The organism is Vagococcus bubulae (assembly GCF_003950315.1).
Taxonomy (GTDB): Bacteria; Bacillota; Bacilli; order Lactobacillales; family Vagococcaceae; genus Vagococcus; species Vagococcus bubulae.
The window spans coordinates 1-14,822 of the sequence record NZ_NGJT01000037.1; the positions used below are offsets into that span (position 1 = coordinate 1).

Sequence of the window (14,822 nt, forward strand, 5' to 3'; positions counted from 1 at the left end):
ATCAAGTTTTTCAGGTTAAATAAGAAAAGTGAGAGAATTTCTTCCCTCACTCCAATTAATTCTATTTCATTTTTGAGACTTCTTTTTATCCCTATTATTGTCCATCAACACGATTTGACATAGAGCCATTTTTTTAGAGTTAAAGTATCTTAATATATATAAATTACTTTTTTCTTATAAAGGAAAGGCATCCAATAACTGACGTACTTCATCTGTTGATTTGGTATTCATCAAACTGACGCGTAAATCACTCGCTCCTGGAAAGCCTTTAACATATATTTTAAAGAAGCGATGCAATCCAACTATTGACCTTGGAACTTGTTTAGCATACTTATCTTGTAAGTCTAATTGAAGTCTTAATAGTCCTAATAAGTCTTCTGTTGAATGATCTTTAGGTTCACGCTCAAAGGCATACGGATTTTTGAATATCCCTCTGCCTATCATAACCCCATCCACACCATATTTTTCTACTAATTCAAGTCCCATTTGACGATCCAGAACATCACCATTAATTGTAATGAGTGTATTAGGGGCAATGTCATCTCTTAACTTTAATATTTCTGGAATTAATTCCCACTTAGCAGGTACTTTACTCATTTCATCCCGTGTTCTTAAATGAATCGACAAGTTAGCGATGTCTTGTTTTAAAATATGTGCCAACCAATCAATCATCTCATCTTGCGAATGATACCCAATACGTGTTTTCACACTAACAGGTAGTCCACCTTCTTTTGCTGCGGCGATTAATTCAGCTGCTACATCTGGACGTAAAATTAAGCCACTGCCTTTTCCTCGTGTGGCCACATTAGGAACCGGACATCCCATATTAATATCAATGCCTTTAAATCCCATCTCTTTTAATTCTTTACTCATCTGTCTAAAATACACAGGGTTATCTCCCCAGATATGTGCCACGATAGGTTGCTCATCTTCTTCAAAGAACAATCTTCCTTGAACACTTTCTTTACCATCTGGATGACAAAAACTATCCGAGTTAGTAAACTCTGTAAAAAATACATCTGGTGCTCCTGCCTTTTTCACCACATGACGAAATACCACATCCGTCACATCTTCCATTGGGGCTAAAATAAAAAATGGCTTTGGTAAGTCTTGCCAAAAATTCGTTGTCATATAGTATCTCCGTTCTAAATCCTTTTACTAAGTCACTTGACATTATACTAATAATGATAGAAAGACGCAAAGCAGAGAACCCTTTTCCTAATTTATACTGGATAAATACATCATAAGTCTGATATATATTTTTTAACCTATCATCTATAATGAAATTAACAAATAAGTGACTGAATGATGAAATGAAGGTGAGACCATGACAGATAATGATGCAAGATTTGAAATTGAGCGACTAAGGTTAGAAAACGAACAGCTACGTGTTCAATTAAGGAAGAAACAGAGTAATAAATTATGGCTATGGGTACTCATTTCAGCCATCGTCATTATGTTAATTGTGTTTTCAGATGTTTGGATACCTTTAATAAAGCTTCGGTAAAACAAAAAAACAGGTAACTTTGGGACTGAACCCCTAAAATGAGACAGTAATAAAAATACCTATGCGATTACCTTTTTCCGATATTCAACTGGAGATAAGTAATCGTATTTTTGTTGAATTCTTTCTTTATTATAATAGTTGATGAAATTTTGTACAGTTTCAATTACACTAATTGTAGAGCTTCCAAGCTCTGGGTGTAATGAGAACGTTTCAGCCTTTAGGATGGAGTGAAACGACTCTATTGGAGCATTATCAGAAGTATACACAGAACCTTGATCCGAATGAAGTATACATTTATCTGGAAGTTTAGGTAATTTATTTAGTGTGTCTAAAACACAAGATATGTCCTGTTTTTCACTTATTGTATAAGAGAGTATTTCTCCATTAAACAAATCCATAATGCTAGAAAGATATAGCCTTTTAGGACCATAATCAAGATAAGTAATGTCTGTTGTTAGTTTTTCTAACGGCTTACTTGAACTAAAGTCTCTATCAATTACATTAGAGGTTTTAAAATAAATAGAACCAAGGCGTTGTTTTTTCTTTATTTTCACTTTACAACTCCATCCGTATTTTTGCATAATACGCTGAACAACTTTATGATTAATTATTATCTTTTTACGAAGCAAAAAAGTAATCTTTCGATAACCATAAGTGAATTTATTTTCTTTACATAGCTGTTGAATCATTTTAATTCGAATATCCTCTATATCTTCCTTCTTAGCCCAACGATAATAAGTACTCCTAGCTACACCAAAATAGTGACATAACCATGTAACAGATAGCACTCCTTTATAAGAATCCACTAATTTTATAAATAGTTATTTTTCCACATCCTTTCCAATTCCTTGTATTTTTTTAAAACATCAATTTCCTGTTTCAAATAGTTATTTTCTCTTTCTAGAGCTTTCAAAGGAGATAAATTTTCATTACCTTTTCCATAGGTATATTGTTTTCCTACACCTTGAGAGAATCGATAAGATTCTCCGTTTCTATACCATCTCCACCATATGTTCACCTGAGTTTCATTCCGAATGTTTAGCTTATTCATAATTTCTCTATTTGTTTTACCTTCAATCTTCATTTTTATAGCTTCTTCTTTTACTTCTACTGGATAAGAAATTCTTTTGACCATAAAAATACACCTCCGTTAATTTCATTTTACATGAATTCAACGAGGGTGTTTTTATATTTGTCTTACCTTTTGGGGTCAGTTACCTTTTAAAAAGTCACCTGTTTTTTTATGTTATAAACCATATTTTTCTAATTCTTTATCATCGTATTTTTCATACTTTTGCACGTCATGAAGAATTTTTTTAATCTCATGAACAGCTTTAGTTTGATAATACCATGTCTTCACACTATGTTTCTTTTCATCATTTTCTAACTGATCTAGCTTATCTAAGTTAGTATCCAATTCATTTAATACTTTCACTACGTTATCAATCACTTTTTCTTTTTTTTTCATAATCAACCATTTAAAAAACATGCCTTATTAATATAAAGAGAGTATATTCCTGATTCTAAAAAAAAGGAAATGATAACTCTTCTCACAAGACCAAAATCAACTTATCTAAATAAAATCTTAATAATTAAAAACCACATACCTAATATAGCTTAGTTATGTGGTTTGAAACATCTATTCTATTTTTTCATATCATATAATCGTGCATGTTTTACATCTTCAATTGTTTGTGTTCCTGCTAATTGCATCACACGTTTTAAATCAGTTTCAAAGTATTCTAAAACAGATTTAACACCTTTCCATCCACCCAAAGCTAAGCCAAATAACACTGGACGACCTAACGCAATAATATCTGCACCACTTGCTAGTGCTTTAAAGATATGCTCTCCACGACGAACTCCACTATCAAAAACGATTGGAACACGCCCTGCTACAGCTTCTGAAATTTCAGCTAACACTTCAAACGAACCTGGCGCATTATCTAATTGACGTCCACCATGGTTTGATACCCAAATACCCGCTGCTCCTGCACCAATCGCTAATACAGCATCTTCTGGTGTTTGTACCCCTTTAACAAAAACAGGTAAACCAGAGTATTCAGCAATAAATTTCACGTCTGCTGGTTCAATTTTTTGTTTAGATTGAGCATAAATATTATTTAAGGACATATTTTCTCCAGAACCTGTTAAGTATCGAGAAACAATTGGCATACCAAATGGGTAAACAAATTTATTTTCTAAGTCGCGTTCACGGTTACCACTTAGCGTTGCATCTGCTGTTAAAATAATAGCTGTTGCCCCATCTGCCTTTGCTTCATCCAAGATGTTTTTATTCATCTCTTCATCTTTACTCATATAAATTTGGAACCAACGAGGATTGCCATTTAAACCAGCGTCGATTTCTTCAAATGTTGCACCAGAATACGCACTAATTGACATAATGGTTCCGCCAAATTCAGAGATTCCTTTAGCTGTTCCTGCTTCTTTTGTTGCATGAGCCAAACCATGTGCTGCAATAGGTGCCATGATAAATGGAACTTTTAAATCATGCTCAAAAATAGATGTTGAAGTATCTGGATTTTCTACGTTAGCTAAAACGCGAGGTAAAATCCCTTTACTTAACCATGCTTCGTCATTACGTTGTAGCGTAAATTCTTTTCCTGAACCACCTGAAATGTAGTCAAATCCACCTTTAGGAACGACTTTACTTGCTGCTTCTTCTAATCTATACGTACTAATTACGTCAATTTCTTGCTCAATTGTTGGTGCGTTATATGTTTGTTGTTCTGTCATGTTTTTTCATCCTTTTTAAAAGTTTTTTGTTTTTTTAAGTGTTGTTCCCTAATTAAAATAAAATATTGGTGATTGGTACGGTAAATGGTACTAATGCTACGACCGTTAATCCTGTTACCACGATTGAAAGGCCAGACATTGCACCTTGAACCTCTCCAAGTTCAATCGCTTTTGCTGTTCCCATTGCATGAGACGAACTTCCTAATGCGACGCCTTGTGCCACTGGATCCGTGATATTAAACCATTTAAAAATCGTTGGTCCCATCATCGCTCCAATAACCCCTGTAAATACCACTACCGCAACAGTTAATGAGACAATGCCCCCTAATGAATCCGATACACCAACGGCAATCGCTGTCGTAATCGATTTTGGTATCAATGTTGCGCCCATCTCTTTTTCAAATCCAAATAATAAACTAAACGCATAAATCATCACGGTGTGAAAAATAACACCACTAAATATGCCTGTTAAAATAGCTGGATAATATTTTTTCAAGTACACGAAATTTTGTTCTAACTTAATGGCTAAAGCCACTGTTGCCGGTGTAACAAATAGACTTAAAAACTGTCCACCTTTTTTATAAGTATCTAGTGGAATATCCATAAAAACGAGTATTAAAATAAGCGCAACAATCGCAAATACTAATGGTGTAAATAATGGATTCTTTGGCCATTTGTCTTTTAATTTTCCGGCTAATAAATACAAGCCTACTGTCAAGCTAATCCATAAAAACGGACTTTCTAACACATTAGATAACATCAACTTCCACCTCAATTTCTTCAAGGGACTCTGTTATGTTTGTTTCCGCTTCCACTTCTTTGGACTTAACAGCTTGGACAATGCGTCCAACAAATCCCATCATTAACATCGTTGTAATCGCCATAATAACAAGTAATTGCCACCATGTATTGGCTAATACACCAAAGTTTGACATCAACCCAACACCTGCTGGGACAAAAAAGATGCCCATATTATTTGTTAACCATGTTCCCACTTCATCTACTTGTTCCATCTTGATCCATTTGAAATGAAGAGCACAGAATAATAGCACCATACCAATCACACTTCCTGGAATTGCAATGACTTGAGACAGTAATGCTGAGATTACCTCACCCAATAAAGAAAATAAAAAAATCCAGAAAAGTTGTTTGATTTGCTTCATAAAAATCAACTCTCTTTCGTTTTGTAAACGTTTTAGTGAGACTAATATAGCATGAGAACAATTCTTTGGATAATATTTTTTGCTTATGATATTATAACTATTACTTATGTAAATAGCGTTTATATACATTTTATTTATGAGTGTTTTTTCACAATATTAGAAAGGGATTTCACATGAATTTAAAAGATTTATTATACTTTAATCACCTAGCTCATACACTTAGCTTCACAGCAACGGCGGAACACTTTTACGTTTCCCAGCCATCCATTTCAATGGCTATAAAACGACTAGAAAACGAACTAGACACCATCCTTATCGATAGAAAAAGAATTCACAAGAAGCTTAGTTTAACTGAAACCGGTGACATTTTATATCGTTATTCTCATCAAATTTTAAAGTCAGTTGAACAGGCCGAAGAAGAAATTCATGATTTTAAACATCAAATCGTCTACTTTGGTTTCTTACCAACGATTGGTGGGTATTTTATGTCCCGCCTTTTACCTCATTTAGAGAAATTTTCTTCCTCAATGAAATTTATTGAAGAAGAAAGTTCCGACACGATGTTAGAACTAGTTAAAACTGGTAAGGTTCCTATTGCGATTATTGGGAGTGACGAACCAACATTCAATGATAACTCACTCATCCAAATTCCTTTAAAACAAGAAGATATGGCACTTTGGGTATCAAAAAGTAATCCTCTTTCTACAAAAAAAATCATCTCCCCTACAGATTGTAAGGAAGATGTCTTTATTTCACTGGAAAAAGGATACATGCATCACCGTATTTTTGATGATTGGGTGACAGATCATCATTTAAACACAATTCAGACCATTTATACAAAAGAAATTCAAACAGCTCTTTCCATAGCCAGCTCAACTAACATGATTGCTTTTTTAAGTGATATTTTAGTGCGTGAACATCCTGGTTTGACTAAAGTAGCTTTGGAACAACCTCCCCAAATCTACATCAGTCTAATTGTTAATAAAAAAATACATCAAGCCAACACCTTTCAAACAGAGTTTAATCAAACGATCATTGATTTAACGAAAGAATTTGGAAAACCTTTTAGGGTGGAATAAGTATAATCTGATTATTTGGGTAAATGATGTCTTTTTTATAAACTATAGAAAAGTAATAAAAGATAGCAAAAACAAAAACGCTAAAGTTTTAATAGACAAGTGCCATACTATTTTTATTTATCAATGACGAAACGTTCTTCCTAATATATCTAAACTATACAATTCATCATCCATATTTGCTATATTAGGTAAATGTGCCCATTGTTCAAAGCCATTTCTAAAAAATAATTTTTGACTGGCAACATTATGATGAAACACATAGGCCATAATCGTTGTGACTTGACACTGAGGTAATTGTGAAAATACCCAATCCAATGCTTTTTGGCCTAAGCCTTGTCCTTGAAACTGATTATCAATGTATAAACTGATTTCAGCTGTTGCTTTGAAAGCTGGACGTCCATAAAAATCTTCTAAGGCGACCCATCCAACAATCGTTTCATCTTGTTTCATCACCCACAATGGTCGTGTCATCTGATTGTAAGACTCAAACCAGATAATTTTTGATTCTACTGTCACAGGAGAGGTATCTGCTGTTGAGAGACGAGTTGGGACAGCTTGATTATAAATCTCGATAATTTTAGGTAAATCTTGATATGTGGCATAAGAAAATGTAACAGTCATAAATGACCTCCTTTTTTAATTGGTTACAATATCTCTGACAATTTCGGCAAAAGCCATATCGGCATTAAACGGTGGTAGATAAATAAACTCTTTCCCACCATTTTCTAAAAAATATCCTTTATTTTCTTCTTCTAACTCTTCTATGGTTTCCAAACAATCTACTACAAAACCTGGTGCGACAACCAAGACCTTGTTAATCCCCTTATATGGTAACTCTTTTAATGTGGTATCTGTCGCAGGGATTAACCATTCATTTGGTCCAAATTTCGACTGGTACGTTTGAATAAATGGGACATCACTGCCGACTTTTTCCATTATTTTTTGCGTGGTCGCTTTGCATTCTTTAGGGTATCTATCGCCATCTTCAACATATGATACAGGTATGCCATGATAAGATAACACAACTGTATCAACCTTATGATGCAACAAGCTTTCTTTGATTTTTTCAGCATAATAGGAAATATATAACTCATTATCAAAATAAGAGCGAATAAATCGCATCGTGATAATCTTGTCCGTCCCGATAAAATATCGCATGACACTATCAAAAACGGACCCCACTGTTGTACCAGAATATTGTGGATACATTGGCACAATCGTTAAATCTTCTACCCCTTTTTGAAGCAAACTATCTAATGCTTGCTCAATCGTTGGCTCACTATAAGACATCCCTATCTCCACTTCCCAATCAGGAAATAACGTTGCCACATTATCTCGTTGGATTAACGTATAATTTAACAATGGAAATCCTTCGTCCGTCCAAATAGATTGATATAACTCTGCTGATTTTTTAGGTCTTGTATTTAAAATAATCCCTTGTAAAATAGGTTGCCATAATAATGGATGAGTCTTAATAACCCGTCTATCGGATAAAAAGACTCGTAAATATTTTTTCACTTCTTTCGGTGTCGCTTTTTTGGGTGTTCCCAAATTAATCAACAATATCCCTTTCTTCTTCATCCTAGATCCTCCTGATTAATGGTTAATAGTCTATCATATTTTTCTTTATTCGCACAATTAATAAAATGTTTCATAAACCTCAAACCCAAATCGTTTAATATGCTGTTTTAACAAATCGATATATGTTTGAGCTACTTGACTCAACTCTATTTTTTTATGTCTTAAATACCCTAATGTTAAGGTTTCTTCTACATCAAGTGGAATTGCCACAATTTTTTCATCATTCAACTCACTACTGATAATTCCTGAACTAATTGTATACCCATTTAACCCAATCATTAAGTTAAAAATGGTGGCCCGATCACTAATTTGGATGTGTTTTTTATGCGGGAGTGTACTCAATATCTCTTCAGAAAAATAAAATGAGTTTGTTTCTCCTTGTTCATAGGATAAATAAGGATACTCTTCCAAATCTTCTAAAGATAATCGCGATTTTTTAGTTAATGGATTATCACGACCAACAAACACATGCGGTTTAGCATCAAATAGCGGGACAAACATCAAATCTTTTTCAGAAATCAATCGTTTTAACACTGTTTTATTAAAGTCATTTAAGTAAATCACACCTAACTCACTGCGAAATGTCTGCACATCATTTAAGGTATTTTCTGTGATGGTTTCTCGTAAAGTAAAATGATACTCTTCTTTTCCAACCTCTTTGACTAACTCGACAAAAGCATGAACCACAAAAGCATAATGCTGGGCTGATACACTAAAAGTTCTCTTTCTCGTTGTATCTTGTTTAAATCGTCCATTTAACAAGTTGACTTGATCAAGAATCATCCGTGAGTAGTTCATAAATTCTCGTCCTTCACTTGTTAGCGTAATACCTACTTTACTCCGATAAAACAATTGGATATTGTACTCTTTTTCTAACTCTTTCATCGCTTGTGATAAACTAGGCTGACTAATAAATAATTGCTTAGCAGCTTCATTGATTGAGCCAGTGTCAGCGATTTTTTCTAAATACTCTAATTGTTGGATACGCATGGTGTCCTCCTTACGTTATAGGTTTTACCTATTATATCACTAAATTATTCTGTATTATCTATTTTTAAAAATTGTTGTTACAATACGTTCAACACTTAAAAAACGGAGGGATTTTTTATGACACGATCAAAATTTCAATTAGTTGGATCATTACTAAGACCAAAAAACTTATTAGAGTATAAAGAACAAATCGAAGTTCGAGACGATATTACTTATCCATTTTATGATGAATTTCCAGGATACCAAGAAGTGGAAACAAAAGCCATTAAAGCAGTCGTAAAAGAGCAGATTGAACATGGAATTGATATTGTGACTGATGGGGAGTTTTCAAAAGCATTATGGCATCTTGATTTCTTATGGGGATTAGGTGGTGTCGAACGTTTCATCGCAGAACATGGATATGCCTTTAAAGATCATGATGGCGATCATTTTGAAACACGTAAAGACATTGGGATTCGTATCACAGCACCATTATCAGCAAAAAATCACCACTTCCTTGACATCTTTAAAAAAGTAAAGCTAGAAGCTGGTGATACACAAGCCAAATTAACCGTTTGGGGAGCTGCACATGCGTTTACCGAATTATCTGTTTTTAATGGACTTTATGGCGACGAACAAGTGTATAAAACACAAGACGAATTAAAAAAAGGCTTAATCAACGCCTACAAAGAATTTCTAACTGAATTTAAAGAAATTGGTGGTGAAATTATCCAATTTGATGATTGTTTATGGACACTATTTTCTTCAGATAACCAAGATAGCTTCTTCACCGAAGGAAATGAGAGTTTGGAAGATTTAGCGGATACGTTTATTGCGATTAACAATGAAGTCGCTGACTTTGGGCATTCATTAGGATTGAAAGTTTGGACACACAACTGTCGTGGCAATTATCAAAGTCGTCATGCTGCTGGAGGAAGCTATCAAACCATTGCGAAAAAATTCCTAGGAGAACAACATTATGATCGCTTCTTCTTAGAGTGGGATGATGAACGTGCGGGAGATATTTCAGCATTGGAAGTATTAAAAGACAAACAAGATGTAGAGGTTGTACTAGGTTTGCTATCAAGTAAGACAGATACGTTAGATGATGAAACAAGAATCTATCAATTACTCGAAAAAGCCAGTCACATTTTACCAAAAGAAAGATTACTACTCTCTCATCAATGCGGGTTTGCGTCATGTGATTGTGGAAATGAATTAACCCAAGACCAACAATGGGCAAAAATTGACCAAGGGCAAAAAATAGCGAAAAACTTTTGGTCTGATGATTATGTGAATCAATATAATTAGAATAAAACAATCCCCTATATTAATCCTTTACCACTATAAAAAACGAGCAATAATTATTCATGCTCGTTTTGTTTTATTATTCGATGCAACCATTTTTTGGCTTTTTCAACTTCTAAATAGGTCAATTGATGCGTTAATGTCCACTCTGATAGGATATTCGCATGAAATCTTCGAAATAAAGTCAAAACTCGTTGACTTTCCTCAATGGGAACAATACTATCTTGTGTTCCTAATGTGACAAATAATTCTGTTTGACTTAAATCATGATCCTCTAAAACATCTATTGGGTACATAGGATGAAATAATACTGCTCTTTGATACTTATCAGGGTAGTTAAGCAATAACTTAATAGCGATATTTGCACCATTAGAATAACCAACTAAGACAATCTCTTGATTAGTTAACTGACTCTTTTGCAAAAGCTCACTAATAAACCTATGTAAGTCGTTTGCACGCATTTCTAAATCTACTTCATCATAAACACCGTCACTTACTCGACTAAAAAAGCGAGACTGACCTTGTTCCAATACTTCTCCTCTAATACCTATTAATGTCGCATCTGACATTAAGTCTTTACCAACATCCAATAAAGATGATTCATTTCCACCTGTTCCGTGTAATAGTATTAAAACCGGCTGTTCCTTACCGCCATATTTAATTGTATAATTCATCGTATTTATCCCCCTTAAACCGGTCGTTCAATTGTGATGACCTCTCCTATTTTGGCATAATCACTTCCTGCAAGACGACTCATTGGACGTAACTTTTTAAAATCAATTCTACCATGATCGTATAATGTATCATCAATATGATAATAATTAACTGATAATAACAATAAATCAGCTGTCACTTGATGGTCATCTTTTATTTCAATATGTTGATACAACGTCACTTCCATCTTGATTTGAAGCTCTGACAACATTGGTACTGATATACTTTTAGCTTGATTTAATGTAAAATTCGTCAAGCTCAACTCGCTCTCCTCTGTGCTACAACTAGTAGCAGTCTGATTAATATCTTTGATATAGGACTCTTCAGCTATATGTACCACAGCTTCCTTACTTGTCACAATATAATGTGCTGTATCTTTCATCTGACCATTTTGTCGTTGAATCGATAACGAAATAATCGGTGGATTAGAGGTTACAATATTAAAATAACTAAATGGTGCAATGTTTAGTGTCCCATCCTTCGCTAGACTCGTAACAACTGCGACTGGTCTAGGAATAATTGAGCCAATCAGCATTTTATAATTTTCTCGTTCACTCATGGTGTTTGGATTTAGTGATAACATCTCTTTTCCTCCTATCGAAGTGGCAATAGACTTTTCTCTAATTGTGATCGCATATGCTCATATTGTGGCGGTAACATTAGCTTTTCACCTAGATGGTCTAAAGACTCATTAATGGTAAACCCTGGTTTATCCGTTGCTAATTCAAACACGATATTTCCTTTTTCAATAAAGTAAATGGCTTTAAAATACTGCCTATCTTTTATCTCTGTTACCTGATATTGTTCTTCATATAAATAATCTTGCCACATGCGATGTATCTCATCATCAGGGACTGACCAGGCAATATGGTGGACAGTACCTACTCCAAAACGTCCGCGTGGTAATCTTTCTTTTGGAATAACAATATGATGTTTTTCTTTACCTATTGTTTCAGCATGATAGGCATCATTATCTTCGGATACTACACTCAACCCTAAATCATCTCTTAATGTTTGCATCGTATCTTTAGGTTGGCTAGATAACAATACTGCGCCATGAAATCCCATAATTTGGTATCCGTTCATTTCTTCACCTTCTACCAAAGCTATATCTAAACCATGAGAGTCATTAAATAATAGTGTCGTTTTTCCAAATAATTGACTTATCTCAAAGGAGACATTAAAAGAAGTAAGACGTTCATTCCAATAAGCGAGACTACCTTTAGGAACTCGAAACGCAATGCGACCAACTTGTCCGCTACCAACACGCCCTCGACTGGTTGTATCCCATGGGAAAAAAGTTATGATAGTCCCCGGTTCAGCTTGTTCATTACCAAAATATAAATGATAAGTTTGTGGGTCATCAAAATTAACTGTTTGTTTAACCAGTCTAAGTCCCAATATCGTTTCGTAAAATCTCACATTTTCTTTAGGATTTCCAACAATAGCAGAAATATGATGTATTCTATTTATAGATTCCATATCTAAACACCTCTATCTTTTTGTATTAAATGGTTTGATAACACTTTCTATATATTCACGTTTTTTTTCTAAAAATGGTGGTAGTGATAATGCTTCGCCTAATGTTTCATAAGGCTCATCTTCCATAAATCCAGGTTCGTCTGTTGCAAGTTCTATTAAAATATGCCCTACTCTGACATAAAGTGATTCAAAATAAAAACGATTCACATAACCCGAATTAGGTAATCCTAGCTGATCAAATAACTCTTTCCATACTTGTAAAGACGCACGTTGTTTCAAACGAAAGGCCAAATGATGCACTTCTCCGTATCCTTGTCTAGCATCAGGTAATTGAGTCTCTTCAACTAAAATAATCCGTGTCCCATTGCCCCCTTCACCAACTTCCATCAAATATCGATTTCCCTCATGAGTAATTTCTTTAAACGAGAAAATTGTCTCCATTAAGGATTTAAACTCTTTAAAGTAACTAACTGTTATCTCTGTTGTACCTAAACCATATATGGCATATTCTTCAGGTACTGGACCATTTTTCCAAGCAGTTCCAGCCGCTACGCCATAATTATTTTCATCTGATATTAATTGATAACGCTGACCATCCTCATCTCTAAATGACAATACTTTTACACCAAATTCTTCTAAAATATCATCATGATCTACATTAAATTCATAAAATCGTTCTTTATAGTATTCTAATGCGGCATCAGTAGGAACTCTAAACCCTATATGCGTGATAGCATTAGTACCTCTTATGCCTTTTGGATTATTAGGAAAGTCAAAAAACGTCATCGTGGTACCTGGTGTCCCATAATCATCTGCAAAATAAGTATGGTAAGTATAGATATCATCTTGATTAACCTTTTTTTTAACTAGTCTCATACCTAATATATTAGTGAAAAAGTCATAATTTTTTTTAGCATCACTTGTCATTGCTGTTATGTGGTGAATTCCTAATAATTTATCTTGTTCATTCATTTCCAATTCCTCCTGATGTCACTATTTTCCTAGTGACCTATTTAATTTGGCTAATAACTTTAATAGTTGTTCTAATTCATTTGGCTCTAAACATGACATTGAATCGGTAATGGTTTTAGCATGTTTAGGAAAAATTTCTTTCATGAGTAGTGTCCCACGCTCTGTTAATACAACAAGCGTTACTCGCTTATCGTTAATATTGGTTTGCCTTGTGACAAATCCTTTGTTCTCTAATTGGTCAATAACATATGTCGTACTACTACTAGCTATCAAAATTTTCTCTTTAATCACTTGGATTGTCTGTTTTCCTTTGTGAAAGAGCAACTCCATCACCGCAAATTCGGTTATATTTAATTGATACTCCGTGACATCTTGTCTGACGATTTTTTCCAATTTATTACTTGCCCGTATCAGTTGAATAAATGTGTTTAACGATTGCTCTGTTTGATTCATAGTCATCACCTCTATCGTTTATTTCGAATTCGAGATAAAAATGATTAAAAAAAGATATCTCTCTTACTTGACATCATCATATAATATTACTTACAAAAAGTAAACTAACTAGACTTACTTTTAATTAGTAAAATAAAAACACTCTCCAAAATGGAAAGTGTTTTAACACAACATTCAATTACTAATATTTATACTTTAATAACAAATCTTTAGGTATATGATAATAATCATCAGGACATCTATCCAATCGGTCCTGATGCTCATCTGCACTCTTGACATAGTTAGTAAGAGGTTTTACTTCAACAGCTATGTCATCTCTATCTTGTCGATTATTTATATAACAAGATGCCTCATTCAAATGTACCGTTGTTTCACTATAAATGCCTGTTCTATACTTTTCTCCCTTATCAATTCCTTGTTTATTGATACTATATGGGTCAATCACTTCAAACAGATACTCCACTAACTGAGTAACAGTTATCACCTGTGGATCAAAAATTGTTTTGACGCATTCAGCATAGCCATCGTATTCACCATCTAACGTATTCGTCCGACCATTTGCCCTTCCTGCTTCGGTATCAATAATGCCAAAAAACTCTTGATATAATTTTGTATACTCTTTTGTATACTCTAAAGAAAATTTCCTGTCAAACTTTGATATTCTATATAAAATGATTTAAAAGCGCCGATTGTAACATTAAGCTAGACAACTAAAAAAATCATTTGTGATACACTCAAATTGTATTTCCAACCAAAGAAAACAAGGAGAGTGATCACAAATGACCTATACACATCTTACTACAGATGAGCTAGTTTTGATAGAATCTTATTACCATC

At 34.0% G+C, this 14,822-nt stretch carries 17 protein-coding genes and 1 pseudogene; 3 read left to right on the top strand and 15 right to left on the bottom strand.

Annotated features, from left to right (window positions below):
- Window positions 1–174 precede the first annotated feature (174 nt).
- Entirely contained in the window at window positions 175–1,131 is a 957-nt protein-coding gene (locus tag CBF36_RS11600; protein ID WP_125958540.1) for a tRNA dihydrouridine synthase, read from the bottom strand.
- Between the two features lie 196 nt (window positions 1,132–1,327).
- Here CBF36_RS11600 and CBF36_RS11605 point away from each other — a divergent pair, with 196 nt between their 5' ends.
- On the top strand, window positions 1,328–1,507 hold the full coding sequence (locus CBF36_RS11605) for a hypothetical protein (protein ID WP_125958541.1): 180 nt from the start codon (window positions 1,328–1,330) through the stop codon (window positions 1,505–1,507).
- A 59-nt stretch (window positions 1,508–1,566) separates the two neighbouring features.
- Here the strand turns inward: CBF36_RS11605 and CBF36_RS11610 are convergent.
- The 5 genes and pseudogenes from CBF36_RS11610 to CBF36_RS11630 all read right to left on the bottom strand — a co-directional run bounded on the left by CBF36_RS11610 (window position 1,567) and on the right by CBF36_RS11630 (window position 5,427).
- Window positions 1,567–2,642, bottom strand: a pseudogene (locus CBF36_RS11610) (IS3 family transposase).
- A 111-nt stretch (window positions 2,643–2,753) separates the two neighbouring features.
- Window positions 2,754–2,975 carry a hypothetical protein gene (locus CBF36_RS11615; protein WP_243638032.1) on the bottom strand — a complete coding sequence of 74 codons (222 nt, stop codon included), beginning with the start codon at window positions 2,973–2,975 and terminating at the stop codon, window positions 2,754–2,756.
- Window positions 2,976–3,151: 176 nt separating this feature from the next.
- Entirely contained in the window at window positions 3,152–4,264 is a 1,113-nt protein-coding gene (locus CBF36_RS11620) for a lactate oxidase (protein WP_125958543.1), read from the bottom strand.
- 52 nt (window positions 4,265–4,316) lie between these two features.
- Window positions 4,317–5,024, bottom strand: coding sequence for an LrgB family protein (locus tag CBF36_RS11625; RefSeq protein ID WP_125958544.1), 708 nt, complete (start codon window positions 5,022–5,024; stop codon window positions 4,317–4,319).
- Window positions 5,014–5,427 (bottom strand): CidA/LrgA family protein, encoded by a 414-nt coding sequence (locus tag CBF36_RS11630; protein ID WP_125958545.1) that lies wholly within the window; start codon window positions 5,425–5,427, stop codon window positions 5,014–5,016. Before CBF36_RS11630 ends, CBF36_RS11625 begins: the two co-directional genes overlap by 11 nt.
- A gap of 173 nt (window positions 5,428–5,600) precedes the next feature.
- Between CBF36_RS11630 and CBF36_RS11635 the strand changes: the two genes are divergently transcribed.
- The gene (locus tag CBF36_RS11635) at window positions 5,601–6,506 is read left to right on the top strand and encodes a LysR family transcriptional regulator (RefSeq protein ID WP_125958546.1); all 906 of its coding nucleotides are present in this window, start codon (window positions 5,601–5,603) and stop codon (window positions 6,504–6,506) included.
- A 120-nt stretch (window positions 6,507–6,626) separates the two neighbouring features.
- Here CBF36_RS11635 and CBF36_RS11640 read toward each other — a convergent pair whose 3' ends face one another.
- From CBF36_RS11640 to CBF36_RS11650, 3 genes are read right to left on the bottom strand one after another with little or no spacing between them, the layout of a single operon-like run.
- Entirely contained in the window at window positions 6,627–7,127 is a 501-nt protein-coding gene (locus CBF36_RS11640; RefSeq protein WP_125958547.1) for a GNAT family N-acetyltransferase, read from the bottom strand.
- Window positions 7,128–7,142: 15 nt separating this feature from the next.
- Entirely contained in the window at window positions 7,143–8,087 is a 945-nt protein-coding gene (gene hemH / locus CBF36_RS11645) for a ferrochelatase (RefSeq protein WP_125958548.1), read from the bottom strand.
- Window positions 8,088–8,144: 57 nt separating this feature from the next.
- Window positions 8,145–9,077, bottom strand: a complete 933-nt coding sequence (locus CBF36_RS11650) for a LysR family transcriptional regulator (RefSeq protein ID WP_125958549.1) — start codon at window positions 9,075–9,077, stop codon at window positions 8,145–8,147.
- Window positions 9,078–9,194: 117 nt separating this feature from the next.
- Between CBF36_RS11650 and CBF36_RS11655 the strand changes: the two genes are divergently transcribed.
- The gene (locus CBF36_RS11655; protein WP_125958550.1) at window positions 9,195–10,367 is read left to right on the top strand and encodes a cobalamin-independent methionine synthase II family protein; all 1,173 of its coding nucleotides are present in this window, start codon (window positions 9,195–9,197) and stop codon (window positions 10,365–10,367) included.
- 53 nt (window positions 10,368–10,420) lie between these two features.
- On the opposite strand, the gene CBF36_RS11660 is transcribed toward CBF36_RS11655, so the two are convergent.
- The 6 genes from CBF36_RS11660 to CBF36_RS11685 form a co-directional block, all read right to left on the bottom strand.
- Window positions 10,421–11,038: an alpha/beta hydrolase gene (locus CBF36_RS11660; protein WP_118251198.1), complete on the bottom strand. Its 618-nt coding sequence runs from the start codon at window positions 11,036–11,038 to the stop codon at window positions 10,421–10,423.
- A gap of 14 nt (window positions 11,039–11,052) precedes the next feature.
- Window positions 11,053–11,661 carry a flavin reductase family protein gene (locus CBF36_RS11665; protein ID WP_125958551.1) on the bottom strand — a complete coding sequence of 203 codons (609 nt, stop codon included), beginning with the start codon at window positions 11,659–11,661 and terminating at the stop codon, window positions 11,053–11,055.
- Between the two features lie 11 nt (window positions 11,662–11,672).
- The gene (locus tag CBF36_RS11670; RefSeq protein WP_125958552.1) at window positions 11,673–12,560 is read right to left on the bottom strand and encodes a VOC family protein; all 888 of its coding nucleotides are present in this window, start codon (window positions 12,558–12,560) and stop codon (window positions 11,673–11,675) included.
- Window positions 12,561–12,572: 12 nt separating this feature from the next.
- Window positions 12,573–13,532 (bottom strand): ring-cleaving dioxygenase, encoded by a 960-nt coding sequence (locus CBF36_RS11675; protein ID WP_125958553.1) that lies wholly within the window; start codon window positions 13,530–13,532, stop codon window positions 12,573–12,575.
- A 21-nt stretch (window positions 13,533–13,553) separates the two neighbouring features.
- Window positions 13,554–13,985 carry a MarR family winged helix-turn-helix transcriptional regulator gene (locus CBF36_RS11680; RefSeq protein WP_125958554.1) on the bottom strand — a complete coding sequence of 144 codons (432 nt, stop codon included), beginning with the start codon at window positions 13,983–13,985 and terminating at the stop codon, window positions 13,554–13,556.
- A gap of 181 nt (window positions 13,986–14,166) precedes the next feature.
- Complete coding sequence (locus CBF36_RS11685; RefSeq protein WP_333502256.1) at window positions 14,167–14,661, bottom strand: peptide-methionine (S)-S-oxide reductase; 495 nt, start codon at window positions 14,659–14,661, stop codon at window positions 14,167–14,169.
- Window positions 14,662–14,822: the final 161 nt, after the last annotated feature.